11 protein-coding genes are annotated in these 14,716 nt (G+C 34.1%); 3 read left to right on the top strand and 8 right to left on the bottom strand.

The window, feature by feature from the left end; translation table 11 throughout:
* Positions 1 to 20: 20 nt before the first annotated feature.
* The 7 genes from NU08_RS08285 to uvrC all read right to left on the bottom strand — a co-directional run bounded on the left by NU08_RS08285 (position 21) and on the right by uvrC (position 10,212).
* The gene (locus tag NU08_RS08285; protein ID WP_129746669.1) at positions 21 to 1,241 is read right to left on the bottom strand and encodes a peptidoglycan DD-metalloendopeptidase family protein; all 1,221 of its coding nucleotides are present in this window, start codon (positions 1,239 to 1,241) and stop codon (positions 21 to 23) included.
* 25 nt (positions 1,242 to 1,266) lie between these two features.
* Positions 1,267 to 2,208 carry a tryptophan 2,3-dioxygenase family protein gene (locus NU08_RS08280; protein ID WP_129746668.1) on the bottom strand — a complete coding sequence of 314 codons (942 nt, stop codon included), beginning with the start codon at positions 2,206 to 2,208 and terminating at the stop codon, positions 1,267 to 1,269.
* Complete coding sequence (locus tag NU08_RS08275) at positions 2,208 to 2,978, bottom strand: DUF3108 domain-containing protein (protein WP_129746667.1); 771 nt, start codon at positions 2,976 to 2,978, stop codon at positions 2,208 to 2,210. The genes NU08_RS08280 and NU08_RS08275 overlap by 1 nt, the downstream gene beginning before the upstream one ends.
* A 298-nt stretch (positions 2,979 to 3,276) precedes the next feature.
* Positions 3,277 to 4,437 (bottom strand): 4-hydroxyphenylpyruvate dioxygenase, encoded by a 1,161-nt coding sequence (gene hppD / locus NU08_RS08270; RefSeq protein ID WP_129746666.1) that lies wholly within the window; start codon positions 4,435 to 4,437, stop codon positions 3,277 to 3,279.
* A 228-nt stretch (positions 4,438 to 4,665) separates the two neighbouring features.
* On the bottom strand, positions 4,666 to 5,823 hold the full coding sequence (locus tag NU08_RS08265) for a homogentisate 1,2-dioxygenase (protein ID WP_129746665.1): 1,158 nt from the start codon (positions 5,821 to 5,823) through the stop codon (positions 4,666 to 4,668).
* A gap of 318 nt (positions 5,824 to 6,141) precedes the next feature.
* Positions 6,142 to 8,412, bottom strand: coding sequence for a patatin-like phospholipase family protein (locus NU08_RS08260; RefSeq protein WP_129746664.1), 2,271 nt, complete (start codon positions 8,410 to 8,412; stop codon positions 6,142 to 6,144).
* A 6-nt stretch (positions 8,413 to 8,418) separates the two neighbouring features.
* On the bottom strand, positions 8,419 to 10,212 hold the full coding sequence (gene uvrC, locus NU08_RS08255; RefSeq protein ID WP_129746663.1) for an excinuclease ABC subunit UvrC: 1,794 nt from the start codon (positions 10,210 to 10,212) through the stop codon (positions 8,419 to 8,421).
* A gap of 134 nt (positions 10,213 to 10,346) precedes the next feature.
* Between uvrC and NU08_RS08250 the strand changes: the two genes are divergently transcribed.
* The 3 genes from NU08_RS08250 (at position 10,347) to NU08_RS08240 (ending at position 13,859) form a co-directional block, all read left to right on the top strand.
* Entirely contained in the window at positions 10,347 to 11,327 is a 981-nt protein-coding gene (locus tag NU08_RS08250) for a succinylglutamate desuccinylase/aspartoacylase family protein (protein ID WP_129746662.1), read from the top strand.
* Positions 11,314 to 11,883 (top strand): 5-formyltetrahydrofolate cyclo-ligase, encoded by a 570-nt coding sequence (locus NU08_RS08245; RefSeq protein ID WP_129746661.1) that lies wholly within the window; start codon positions 11,314 to 11,316, stop codon positions 11,881 to 11,883. Before NU08_RS08250 ends, NU08_RS08245 begins: the two co-directional genes overlap by 14 nt.
* A gap of 425 nt (positions 11,884 to 12,308) precedes the next feature.
* A complete protein-coding gene (locus NU08_RS08240; protein WP_129746660.1) occupies positions 12,309 to 13,859 on the top strand; it encodes a vWA domain-containing protein in 1,551 nt (516 codons plus the stop codon).
* Between the two features lie 88 nt (positions 13,860 to 13,947).
* Here NU08_RS08240 and NU08_RS08235 read toward each other — a convergent pair whose 3' ends face one another.
* Positions 13,948 to 14,694: a tetratricopeptide repeat protein gene (locus NU08_RS08235; protein ID WP_129746659.1), complete on the bottom strand. Its 747-nt coding sequence runs from the start codon at positions 14,692 to 14,694 to the stop codon at positions 13,948 to 13,950.
* Between the last annotated feature and the right edge of the window lie 22 nt (positions 14,695 to 14,716).

The following is a 14,716-nucleotide window of genomic DNA, read 5'->3' as shown; positions in this document are numbered from 1 at the left end:
GCTAAAATAAAGATTTATTCTTACAAATTTCCAATGCTATCCAATTCTCTTTTCAAAGGTTCAATCTGAGTCATAAAGCGAGTTCTGTCATTTCCTGTCAAAGATTCTCCTGTTGGTAGATTCAGACGAAGTGCATCAACTTGTACGCCGTTTTTCCAGAAACGATAGCAAACGTGCGGACCAGAAGCTAAACCTGTACTTCCAACCAAACCAATTGTCTGGCCTTGCGTAACACGTTGTCCGCGACGAACCAAAATTTTAGACATATGTAAATATTGGGTAGAGTAGGTTCCGTTGTGTTTTACTTTTACAAAGTTTCCGTTTCCTGCTGTATATCCAGTAGTTTCTACAACTCCCGATGCCGTAGTAGAAATTGGCGTTCCTGTTGGAGCCGCATAGTCAGTTCCTTTATGTGCTTTCCAAGTATGCTGTACTGGGTGAAATCTATTCATGGTGAATCGAGAAGTGATTCGGCTGAATTTGATTGGCGTTTTTAGGAAGAAGTTTTTAAGCGTTTTTCCTTGATCGTCATAATATTCAATCTTTCCAGAAGTAGTGTCTCTTTCAAAAGGAAAAGCATAAACGATTTTGCCTTTATATTCAAAAAATGCGGCTTCAAGATCTTCAACTCCGTCATACGTTTTTCCGTTAATGAAACGTTCTGTGAAAATTAATCCATAGCGATCTCCTTTTTTTAGTTTGAAGAAGTCAATAGACCAAGAAAATACTTTTGTAATTCTGCTTGCCAAAGCGGTTTCTACACTTTCATTTCCTAAAGTTTCGGATAATGAACTTTTTAAAACTCCGCCAATCATTTTTCGTTTTAAAGTGACAGGTTTTATTTTTTTATAAGCTTTTGCAATGCTGTCTCTTAAATCTATAACATAATAACTTAAGGCATCTGGCTGATAGATAAAAACCTGAAGATTATTGGTTTTGTTTTTAGAACGAAGTAAAGTAAATGGTTTGCCATAACGAATGCTTCTGACATTGAAAGAATCTTTTACCTGTTCAACAATCTCATTTACTTTTTTGTCTCCAATGTTTTGGCTTTGCATAATTGAGCCAAAAGAATCTCCTTTTGAAATAGTGTCATTAACAACATTAAAGTCTGCGTAATTAAAACCGAATTCTATTTTTTTGGTTGCTGGTTTAGTAATTTTTGCTTCTACTTTTTCTTCTTCTTTTTTACATGAAAAAATAGAAAACAAGACAATTAAAATTACGACTGCTTTTTTCAAACTTTATAAATTTTTTGTGGTGAAATTAGACATCAGTTTCATTTCCCCAATTGGACAATTCTTCTTCGGTCCACAATTTAGGAAAAAAGATGCGTCTTTGGTATTTTGGGTGCATATATTTTTGCCAATCGCTTCCGCCTGTAGCTTCGCCATTGCCTTTTCCGCTTTCTAAGATGTATTTTCTTGCAGTATTAAGGTGTTGCATTACCCAAGTAATATTTACTGTTTTGTCGTAATGGCGCATTGCAGCAATCAGTTCTGGATTTTGCTGATCTTCGACTGGTAATTGAGTAAATTTTTGCCAAATGTTTTTTGTTTTAAACGATGCCATTTGTCTTAAAAACTGCTCTTTATATTTCTTTTCAAATTCATTCAACAAATATGATTTTTCGCCAGTGTGATAATCTTTTCCGGCAGCTTGCCAATAAAGGTGTTCAAAGCTGGTTTCTAAATCGGTATTTTCATCAAAGTTTGCTTTGTATCTGCGGTCTGTTAAATTTATAACATCAGTCGACGCAAATTCGATCATTCTATATTGTGCACTCTGGAATCCGCTGGCAGGAGTAAGCGTGTTTCTGAATTTCATGTATTGATCTACTTCCATTCCATTTTCCATAATGCTGAACGAATTGGTAAGCATATCAAAATATCTTGTAATTCTTGATAATCTTTCACTGAAAAAATCAACCTGAATGTTTTCTGTTTCTGCTATCTGATCAATTTCCCACAAGATCATTTTAAAGATTAATTCGTTTACCTGATGGTACATAATAAAAACCATTTCATCAGGAAGTGTAGTGCGCTGAATTTGTAAATTTAATAGTGCATCAGTTTGAATGTAATCCCAGTAAGTGATTGGTTTAGCCCAAAGCAATCCTTCTAATTGAACATCAGTTTTTTGATTTATGGCTTGAAATTTAAGGTCAATTTCTTTTAAAATTGCTTCAGAATGATCTGTAGGGTTCATTATTTTTTTGCTTTAAGTGGACTTTGCAATCCTTTATATTCATCGAGATCGGCCTTAAGAGATCCTACTGCCAAATCTGCTTTAATTCTAATCGGAACTTTGTTCACATCGTCTGTTATCCAGAGTGTTAAGCTCTCTTTTTCTTTAAACACTCTACCTGTTTGTACCAATGGTTTGAATACCATCGTAGAAACCGTTCCAAATTTAGTCGTAATATCTTGACGACCTACATATTTTAACTTAAATTTTGTGATTTCGTCATCAAAAAACATATCGATTGTAATGGCTTCACCTGATTTAAGTTTGTCAATGTTTGGGTGATTTCTCAAATAGTAAAATGCAGAAACAATATCCTGTACTTCTTCTGAAACCATAATGGTTTTTTCTGATTTGCGCTTATAGTCTTTTACTAAAACTTTGTTTTCACTTTGATTAAAAAAACCTTCTTGATTTTTGGTGTAACCGCCTTCATCAATTTTTCTAACATAACGATATGGTTTTCCCGTTTCTTTGTCAAAATAGCTTTCATATAAATCTTCTACTTTGAAGAAAAATTTGGACATTCCGGTTGTGTAACCCTTTCCAACAGAGTGGTATACCTTTTTATTATTTATGGTCGCATCTTTAACTTCTAGAGTTGCATATCCAGCATTTACAAATCCATAATGTATTCTAAATTTGAAATATTCTCCAGTATCGAAAGCATCTTCTTTTTGAGGAGCAAAAGAAAGTATTGTTAGTGCTAATATAATGAGGATGAGCTTTTTCATAGTACATTCTTTACGTTTTATTATAAAGGTAGATAAATGCAAATTCTATTCCAAATGTATCAAAACAAAAAAACTCAGTCAAAGATGACTGAGTTTTTATGCTATTAACTAACCAAAAAACTATAAATTATGAAATTTATATCAATTCGGAAGGAAACCACCCCTTCCTGATTTGCGAGTGCAAAGATAGATAGAAAGTTCAAAAATAAAATAGCAAAAGTCAAGTTTAACATAACATTTGCAAAAAAAGCATCGTTTTTTGGAGAATTATACGGTTTTCTATATGTAAATTAACATTTTATAGCGTTCCTCTCAATTCTTGCTCTCTTTCGATAGACTCAAAAAGGGCTTTAAAGTTGCCTGCACCGAATCCTTTTGCACCCATTCTCTGAATAATTTCGAAGAAAAGTGTCGGTCTGTCTTGAACTGGCTTGGTAAAAATCTGTAATAAGTATCCATCTTCGTCTGCGTCTACCATGATTGCCAATTTTTCGATTTCGTTCAAATCTTCTTTCATCATATCCATATGAACACCCAATCTTTCTGGAATTGCTTCATAATAAGTATGAGGAGGAGCAGATAAAAATTCAACACCGCGTGCTCTTAATAGAGATACTGTTTTAATAATATCATCTGTTGCGATAGCGATATGCTGAATTCCAGGTCCGCCATAGAAATCTAAATATTCTTCGATTTGAGATTTTTTCTTTCCTTCAGCTGGTTCGTTGATAGGGAATTTAATTCTTCCGTTTCCATTTGACATTACTTTACTCATCAAAGCAGAATATTCTGTAGTGATTTGTTTGTCATCAAAAGATAGGAAATTTACAAATCCCATAACTTCTTCGTAGAATTTTACCCAAGTATTCATTTCGTTCCATCCCACATTTCCAACCATGTGGTCGATGTATTTTAATCCTGTTGGTTCTGGATTAAAGTCAGATTTCCATTCTCTGTAACCTGGCAAGAAAACTCCGTTATAGTTTTTTCTTTCTACGAAAATGTGAACCGTTTCTCCATAAGTGTAAATTCCAGAACGAACTACTTGACCAAATTCATCTTCTTCAACGGTTGGTTCCATAAAAGAACGCGCACCGCGTTTCATAGTTTCTTCGTAAGATTTTGTAGCATCTTCAACCCAAAGTGCAGCCACTTTTACTCCGTCGCCGTGTTTTTTCAAATGTTCGTTTATTGGAGAATCGGCCGTTAAAGGCGTTGTTAAAACAATTCTGATTTTGTCTTGTTTCAAAACATAAGATGCTCTGTCTCTTACTCCAGTTTCTAATCCGGCATAAGCCAATGACTGGTATCCAAATGCAGATTTATAATAATGTGCTGCTTGTTTTGCATTACCTACATAAAACTCTACATAATCTGTTCCTAATAATGGAAGGAAATCTTGCGCTCCTTCAAATATTTTTTCTAATCCGTATTCTACTGATTTTACTTCTTTGCTCATTTTCTTTATTTGTTTAATCGGTTAATCGTTTAATTGATCGAAAACCGAAGTGTTAGTGTTGTGTTTGATTTTTTTTTACCGCAAAGAGCGCAAAGATTTTTTTGATTTAGATTTTATAAAATCGCTAAGAACGCAAAGCTTTGCGAACTTGGTTTGGTAAAACTTACTTAGAATCTTTGTGAACTTTGCGTAAAATCCTTTGCGAACTTTGCGGTTAAACTCGATTAGTTACTCCGTCCAAGATTTGTAATATTTCCCGTCATCCAATCCCATAGCTTCTTCAGTAACCATTAACGGGCGGAAAGTATCCACCATAACGGCTAATTCCTGAGTTTCTTTGTGACCAATACTACGTTCCATTGCGCCAGGCGCTGGTCCGTGTGGAATTCCTTTTGGATGTAAAGTGATATGGCCTTGCTCAATATTATTACGGCTCATAAAATCGCCGTCAACATAATATAGTACTTCGTCAGAATCTATATTGCTATGATTGTATGGTGCCGGAATAGCTTTTGGGTGATAATCGTAAAGTCTAGGGCAGAATGAACAAACAACAAAAGCTGCTGTTTCAAAAGTTTGATGTACTGGTGGCGGTTGGTGAACACGCCCAGTTATAGGTTCGAAATTGTGAATTGAAAATCCGTATGGGAAATTGTAGCCGTCCCAGCCCACAACGTCAAACGGATGTGTGGCATAAACCACTTCGTGAATCATTCCCTCTTTTTTGATTTTAATTAAAAAATCACCTTTTTCGTCATGCGTTTCCAATTCGTTAGGCAAAATAAAATCACGCTCGCAAAATGGAGAATGTTCTAAATGCTGACCAGATTGGTTTTTATAACGTTTTGGAGTATAAAAAGGAGAATACGATTCTACGTAAAATAGTCGGTTATCTTCTGTTTCGAATTCGATTTGATAAATAATGCCGCGTGGAATAATTAAATAATCGCCATATTCGAATGGAATATTTCCTAACATGGTTCTTAATTTTCCTTTTCCTCTATGGATGAAAAGCATTTCATCTGCATCGGCATTTTTGTAGAAATAATTTCGAAGCGATTCTTTCGGCGCAGCCAAACCGATAATACAGTCTTTATTGACCAACATTGCTTTTCGGCTGTCTAGAAAATCATTTTCAGGTTTCAATTCAAAACCTTTAAATAATAATGATTTTATATTTTTTCCGATTGCGATTTTAGGTTCAACCGAATAAGAGTTTGAAATTTCTTTAACCTGCGTCGGTCTGTGTACGTGATACGATAGTGAGGAATGTCCGTGAAAACCTTCAGTTCCAAACAATTGTTCGTAGTAAAAACCTCCATTTGGTTTTTCGAATTGGGTGTGTCTTTTTTGAGGGAAATCCCCAAGTTTATGATATAGTGGCATGGCTTTTCAATTAGATAATTAGTAAATTAGATAATTCGAAAATTTGAATTGCAGAGATAAACAACCAGTTCAATTTTTAATATTGACTGATTATTTCAATTCGATAGAGCCATTACTCAGGATTTCTCTTGATGAGGAATTGAAGATACTCTAATAAACCTGTCCAATTTGTTTTCATTATAACAAATGTCGTAATTTTTTCGGAGTAAAAATAAAAATTATATTATTTATAACTATAAAATAACTTAGTTTTTTTGATATAATTTTTAGGATGTAAAAAAATAGGCAGAATTTATTGAAGTATTCTCGATTATACTACTAAAATTGAAACCCGATACTAAACCACGTAAAGCTTTTTGACATTTCTGGAGACCAAGATTGTTTTACTTCGATTGGGCCAATGATAGTTTCTAGTCCATAACCAACGGCATATCCTGTATACTTTGGCATCGAAACCCAATCAACAGAAGAAAAAATGTCATCTCCTAAGTTGGCAAAATTAGCTGATACATTGATGTGATTTTTTTTGAAGATTTCGTAATCAATATTAATATCAGTTTTAATATAGCTGTTGCCGGCAATACTTAGAAAATCATATCCGTAGAAATAATTGAAATTATTTATTTTGTTGTAGCCATAACCTCCCAGTATAAAATCAAAAAACGGAACGCTGTCGCTGCCAATATTAAATCCAGCGTCGGTTCCAAATTTTATAGTTGCTTTTCTAAATAACGGTCTAACAATTGACACCTCGGCTTTTGCAATCGAAAAAGGTTTAAATTGCTTGGTATAATCTGATGATGCCATATAGGTCTGCACATCTGTAGAAAAATACAATCCAGAACTCGGGTAATATTTTTCATCTAGCGAATCGTATTTTAAATAAGCAAAAGCACTAAAATAATTGCTTTTCTCAATTATATTGTCCTCATTGGCAAGTGTAGGCGAATTGATTTTTAAATATTTATATTCTAAACCACCGCCCATTAAAAATTTCTGCACAAAAATAGTCTGAAAATAAGCTTGATTATTTATGTCCATAAAGTCAACATTAATAAGATTGACATTTGGGGTTTCTTTAAGAACACCGCTCAAACTAGTGGTTACATTTCGGTTAAATTGATTCAATCTAGAACGGAATCCAAAACTGATGTTAAAGCCATTTTCGACATAATAGTTAAAATCATATCTGAAATTATCACCCAAAATGATATCAAGCGAAGTAACATCGTTTTTTAAGAAAGTCTTTTTATGCGTAAGATTTAATAAAACGGCACTTTTGTAAAGGCCATCATAATGAAGTCCAAGTTTTAGATAAGTCTGGGTTGGGTTTTCTCTTAAAACCAAATCCAAGTTGTCTTTGTCTCCATTTGGCTGAAGACAATAGGAAATTGTGCTAAAGTTTTGTGTTGCATTTAAGTTGTTTATTCCTGTTTTAAGTCCGTCATAAGTTATGGTGCTGCCAGGTTTAAAGCGAAGCTTACCGCGAATGTATTCTTTAGTATAATTTTCTAATTTGTCGGTATTTATTTCTTGAATATGAAGAGTGTCTGAATCAATTTTTAATTTTGGTTTTTTATAAAAGTTGTTCTCATCGGTCAATGTTTTGATTTTTTCATAAACAGCAAAAGCCGCTTCTTCTCCTTTTCTGATGATTTCTTCTCCTCGATCAAATGAAATAACACCAAAATCGCGAATATCGGGTTTGATATAAACATCGGTATCCTTTCTTTTGTTTTTCATTTTCTCGATAGATTGCAGATTGGTAATCTGAACCAAAATTCTCGTGGCATTTTTCAGGTTTTTTCTTTTCAGCAAATCGTCCTGAACGTCGACACCAATAATAATATCTGCGCCAAGATTGCGAACTTCTTGTATAGGGTAATTGTTTACAACGCCGCCATCAACAAGAAGATTTCCGTCAATTTCTACTGGAGTAAATAGGGAAGGAAAAGCAGCACTTGCCATCATTGCTTGAACGAGATTTCCTTTGTTTAGTAAAACTTCTTCGCCTGTTTCAATATTCGTTCCGATACATAAAAATGGAGTTGGCAGTTTGTTGAAATCACGAACATGGCGCACGTTTCTAGTTAAACTGCTCAATAAATTATAGTTGTACATTCCTTTTGAAAGGGCTTCTGGAATGCCTATTCTGAAATTGCTAAATGGTAAAACAATTGCATAGAGCTCATCATTCTTTTTGCCATAAAAGTTTTTGGATGAACGCGGAATATAATCGTTAATTAATTCGTCAAAATTGGTCTTTTTAAAAATAGAATCAATTTGTGAAGCGTTGTAGCCAGAAGCATAAAGTCCGCCAATTACAGATCCCATACTGGTACCGCCGATATAATCAATTTTGATTCCGGCTTCTTCCAAAACTTTTAAAACTCCAATATGAGCAAAACCTTTGGCGCCACCACCGCTAAGAACCAAACCAATTTTGGGTCTTTTAACACTGTCTTTTTTAATTTCCTGTGTAAAAGATTTTTGCGAAAATAAAAATAACAGCAATACAACAAATGAGAATGCGCGCGAGGAAACTCCTTTGAACCAAATTTTTGAAATGTACAGTTGGAATGAACGCATAAAACTCTAGTTGGTTTTGTAAAAGTCGACAATTTTTTTGGCTTTAGAAACACCTACAACGGCTGAAATTTCTTTTTCTGTGGCCAATTTTAATCTTTTAACACTTTTGAAATGTTGTATTAACGTAGTCATGGTTTTTTCGCCAATTCCAGGAATGCTTTCCACAGAAGAATTAAGCGCCGATTTGCTTCTTTTGTCCCTATGAAATGTGATTCCAAATCTATGCGCCTCATTTCTTAAATGCTGAATAACTTTTAATGTTTCTGATTTTTTGTCCAAATATAACGGAATTGAATCGCCAGGATAGAAAAGTTCTTCTAGACGTTTTGCTATTCCAATAATAGCGACTTTTCCGCGTAAGCCTAAATCGTCTATACTTTTTAAAGCGGCCGAAAGTTGTCCTTTTCCACCATCAATAATAATTAATTGCGGCAAAGGTTCATTTTCGTCCAACAATCTTTTGTAACGGCGATACACAATTTCAGTCATCGAAGCAAAGTCGTTTGGACCTTCAACGGTTTTGACATTAAAATGGCGATAATCTTTTTTGCTTGGTTTTCCATCTTTAAAAACGACGCAAGCCGCAACTGGATTTGTTCCCTGAATATTCGAGTTATCAAAACATTCGATATGTCTTGGTTCAGACGGAAGACGCAAATCTTTCTGCATCTGTGCCATAATTCGGTTTACGTGACGATCTGGATCTACAATTTGCAATTGCTTTAATTGTTCTATTCGGTAGAATTTGGCATTTCGAATCGATAAATCCAGAATCTGTTTTTTATCTCCAAGTTGTGGAACGGTCACTTTAATGTTTTCGCCCAAATCCATTTCAAAAGGAACGATGATTTCTTTGGATAATAATTGAAAACGCTCGCGAAGTTCGACAATTGCTAATTCCAGTAATTCTTCATCAGATTCGTCCAATTTTTTCTTCATTTCTAAAGTGTGCGAACGAATAATCGAACCATGAGAAATCTGAAGGAAATTGACATAAGCCGCACTTTCGTCAGAAACAATCGAGAAAACATCAATATTGGTAATCTTCGGATTGATAATGGTAGATCTGGATTGATAATTTTCTAAAACTTCAATCTTTTCTTTTATTTTCTGCGCTTCCTCAAATTGTAAATTCTGGGCATAAGTATTCATTACTTTCTTAAAATCCTTCAAACTTTCTTTGAAGTTTCCTTTCAAGATTTCGCGAATCGCGTTAACCTGTCTTTGATATTCTTCCAAAGGTTCCAAGCCTTCGCATGGGCCTTTGCAATTGCCAATATGATATTCCAGGCAAACTTTAAATTTTCCTGAATTAATGTTTGATTCACTCAAATCATAATTACAAGTTCGAAGCGGATATAATTCTTTGATTAAATCTAAAATCGTATGTACCGTTTTGAAACTCGTGTATGGGCCAAAATATTCAGAGCCGTCCTTGACCATGTTTCGAGTTGAAAATATTCTCGAGAAAGGTTCTTTTTTAATACAGATCCATGGATACGTTTTATCATCGCGAAGCAAAACATTGTATCGCGGTTGAAGTGTTTTAATTAAATTGTTTTCCAATAAAAGCGCATCAGTTTCGGTTGGAACGACAATGTGTTTTATAGTCACTATTTTTTTTACCAATACGTTGGTTTTGGCAGTGTCGTGAATTTTATTGAAATAGGACGAAACCCTTTTTTTTAAATTTTTAGCTTTTCCGACATACAAAATTTTCCCGTCTTTATCATAATACTGATAAACGCCCGGATTATCAGGCAACGTTAAAATTTGAAGATCTAAGGACGGTTTTTGCATTCTATTGTGTTTGTGAAGATGTTCGAGAAGCTTTTCAAAAACCATTCCGATTTCTAAAAGAAGCTTAACATTGAATTAGTTTCAAATTTACAAAATCAAAAGAATAATTTCTATATTTAGATTTTATAATTCACATGAAAAATAGTACTCCCTTGGTCATTTTTGGCGAATCGATTTTGCCAGGAGAACATAGAACCATAAACGTCGAAATTGCTCGACTTCATACTACGACTAAGTTGAATATTCCTGTTATTGTGCGCCGTTCCAAGCATGAAGGTCCTGTTGTTTTATTTTCTGCAGGAATTCATGGCGACGAAATTAACGGTGTAGAAATTGTTCGTCAGATTATCAGTAAAAAAATAAACAGACCGGCTTGCGGCACAATAATCTGCATTCCAGTAATCAATATGTATGGTTTTGTGAACAAATCGAGAGAATTTCCAGACGGACGTGACTTGAATCGTGTTTTTCCTGGAAGTAAAAAAGGTTCGCTTGCCAGCAGATTTGCCTATCATATTGTCGAAGAAATTCTCCCGATTTTAGATTATGCTGTCGATTTTCATGCAGGTGGAGCAAGCCGTTTTAATGCGCCTCAAATTAGAATTACCGAAAATAATCCTGAATTGAAAGTTCTCGCCGATATTTTTAATGCGCCGTTTACGTTGTATTCTAAAAATATAAATGGCTCTTTTAGAAAAACTTCTGAAACGGCCAATGTAAAAATGTTGCTTTTTGAAGGCGGAAAATCTTTAGACATCAATAATGAAATTGCAAATCAAGGCGTTTTAGGAACCAAACGCTTGCTTCATTATCTTGGAATGTTGGATTCTAAACAAATTATGGAACCCGCCTTAACTCCTTCAATTTACATTAAACAATCGGTTTGGCTTCGTGCAAAATGTTCTGGATTGCTTCATGATTTTAATTTGGTTGGAAAATTTGTAGTCAAAGGAACTATCTTAGCCATTATTACAGATCCGTTTGGGAAATTTGAACAAAAAGTCAAAGCGCCGCACGATGGTTATGTAATCAATGCCAACCATTCGCCAATTGTTTATGAAGGCGATGCCATTTATCATTTATCTAAAACCCCAGACGATAATGCCGACGAGTAAAAAAGAACTTCGTATAGAATATAAAAATCTTCGTAAAGCACTTTCTTTTGATGAAATAGAAGAAAAAAGTCTCGCAATTGCCAATCAATTAATTCAAATGCCAATTTGGGATAAAACGTATTATCATGTTTTTCTCCCTATTGAAGAGCACAAAGAAGTAAATACCGAATATATTCTGCACTTGCTTTCTGGGAAAGATAAAGAAATCCTGATTTCTAAAAGTGATTTCGAATCTAGAAAAATGACGCATTTTCTTCTAACAGATAATACTAAAATAAAAAAGAACGAATACAATATCCCTGAACCCGTTGACGGAATCGAAGTTCCGTCGTCTAAAGTTGAAGTTGTTTTTGTACCGCTTTTGGCTTTTGATGTTTATGGAAATAGAATTGGCTACGGAAAAGGTTTCTACGATAAATTTCTTGCCGAATGCAAACCAGAAACCATAAAAATCGGACTTTCTTTTTTTGAATCGGTAAGCCAAATAGATGACGTTTTTGAATCGGATATTAAATTGGATTATTGCGTTACGCCAGAGAAAATTTATACATTTTAATTTCACAACGGAACGTTCAAAATTTAATGCCACAGATTAAAATGATTCCAAAAGATTAATCCTTTTTTAATCCTTTAATCTGTGGCCAAAAAAATCATTTTTTGTTGTCGACATGCTGGGTGTAGACGCACTGAAGTGCGTCTACTACAATTCAAACGCGTAAAAAAAATATGCCACAAAAAATAATCTATTTTAATCCTTTAATCTGTGGCAAAAAAATCTTCACATTCAAAAAAATATTCCACACGAAATCCCTTTAAAAATAAAGGTTTCTCATTTTATTTTCACGTAAGAAAAATATTTGTAAAAAATTTGGCACGATTTTGATACTCGAAAAATTGCAAATAATCGCCTCTAGTAAATCCGGAATGCTAGTCCTTATTTGAAGCCTATAACCTTTTATTAATTTTTTAAAAACTTACTTTATGAGAAATCTTAATTTCTTTATGATGGCATTCCTTGTACTTACTATTTTCGGCTGTAAGAAAGTTGATTATGCTACCGTGGAAACTGCAGATTCTACTGCAGTTGCAGCTACGACCGATTTAATTGAAGAGGAAAGTTATATTCCTGAGACCAATACAGAAAGTTATGCAGAATTAGAAGAAAATCCGTTTGAATCTCCACTCAAAGAACCGCTTTCTACTTTTTCTATCGATGTTGATAATGCATCGTATACCAATATCCGCAGATTTATAAACGAAGGGCAGAAAGTTCCAAAAGATGCTGTTCGTGTTGAAGAAATGATCAACTTTTTTAAATACAAATATCCGCAGCCAGATGGCCAGCATCCGTTTTCTATAAATACAGAATACAGCGATTGTCCGTGGAATAAAAACAGTCGACTGCTAAAAATTGGTCTGCAGGGAAAGAATGTTCCAATGGCAAATTTGCCAGCAACTAATTTAGTTTTTCTAGTGGATGTTTCAGGTTCGATGGATGAGCCAAACAAACTGCCGTTGCTAAAAGAATCGATGAAAATTTTAGTGAAAGAACTTCGAAGCATCGATAAAGTTTCGATTGTAGTTTATGCAGGATCTGCAGGAGTAGTTCTAGAACCAACTTCGGGAGATAATAAAGATGAAATTATGGATGCTTTTGACGATTTGCATGCAGGCGGAAGCACGGCAGGAGGAGAAGGAATTGAATTGGCGTACAAATTGGCACAACAAAATTTCATCAAAGAAGGAAACAATAGAGTAGTGATAGCGACTGATGGAGATTTTAATGTTGGCGCTTCTTCTGATGATGATATGTTGAAATTGATTGAGCAGAAAAGAGAGTCTGGTGTTTTCTTGACCGTTCTTGGATTTGGAATGGGAAATTACAAAGACAGTAAAATGGAAATTTTGGCTGATAAAGGAAATGGGAATTATGCTTATATCGATAACATTCAGGAAGCGAATCGTTTTCTTGGAAAAGAATTTAAAGGATCAATGTTTGCTATCGCGAAAGATGTAAAAATCCAAATTGAGTTTAATCCAAATCATGTTCAAGCGTATCGATTGATTGGTTATGAAAACCGAAAATTGAATGCAGAAGATTTTAAAAATGATAAAATTGATGCGGGCGAATTAGGTAGCGGACATTCGGTTACGGCTTTGTATGAAATAGTTCCGGTAGGTGTAGAGAGTGATTATGTCCCTTCAGATTTAAAATATACTAAAATGTCAAAAGTTGCTGAAAATCATAGTAATGAGTTGGCAACTGTAAAATTCAGGTATAAAAAACCTGATGGCAATAAAAGCATTGAAATCGTAAATGTTATAGCAGATAAGAAAACAGACTTAGAAAACAGTTCTCCAGATTTCAAATTTACGACAGCAGTTTCTTGGTTCGGATTAAAACTGAGAGATTCAAAATACATTGCCAGCAGTTCAAGTTCGGATATTAAAAGATTGGCAAAATCTGGTTTATCAAATGATGAAGATGGTTACAGATCTGAGTTTGTTAGATTGGTGGATGCGGTGAATTAATTATTAAATTCAAAAAAAAACAAGAAATCCCAAATTCCAAAACAGTAATTGGAATTTGGGATTTTTATATTTGAATTATTTCTAAACGTTATTTTACTTCTTTAATTGTTGAAGAGTCAATCCAACCTTGTGTTCCGTCTGTCAATTCAATTTTTTTCCAGCCTGCAACACTTTCTAAAACATAAACTTTTGCTCCTTCGTGCAATAAAATAATGCCATTTGAAGATTTTTCAGGTTTGTGTCGTACTTGGCTTAATTCAGAAAAAACAATGGCAACACGATCGTTTTCAAAATGACTTTTTTCAGACATTCCAGCCGAAATGCTTAACGCAAAAGCAACCAGAATGATAAACATCCCAACAAAATAAATTCTTTTTGCCAATGTAGCATTTGAAAAATAATACCCGATAAAACTCAATAAAAATACAAAACCAAGTACAACAGAAATTTTAGCCCAAGCGTTATAATCAAAAATAGAGGTAAAGTTTTGAATCAGTTTTGCAAAACCTACTTTTGGAACTTCTTTAATTTCATCAATAGTCAGTTTTTTGGCAAACTTTAAATTGTTTAAAGTCTCTGGATCGTTTGGCTTAAGAACCAATGCTTTCTCATAATTATAAATCGAAGGCGCAACCTGGTTTAGTTTGTAATAACAGTTTCCAAGATTAAAATACAATTCGGCAGATTGCAATTTATCTTCTTTTATAATGTTCTCATAAACCTGTGCCGCTTCTTTATATTGTCCTTTTTGGTACAATGCATTTCCTGCTTCAAAGCGACCTTGCGCAAAGAAAACCTGCGAGATGAATAAAAAGAGATATAGTATGTTTTTCATTTTCTTTTTTAATAAGATTTTC

It is taken from the genome of Flavobacterium anhuiense (genome assembly GCF_004151235.1).
Taxonomy (GTDB): Bacteria; Bacteroidota; Bacteroidia; order Flavobacteriales; family Flavobacteriaceae; genus Flavobacterium; species Flavobacterium anhuiense_A.
This window is presented reverse-complemented; position numbering and strand designations above follow the sequence as displayed.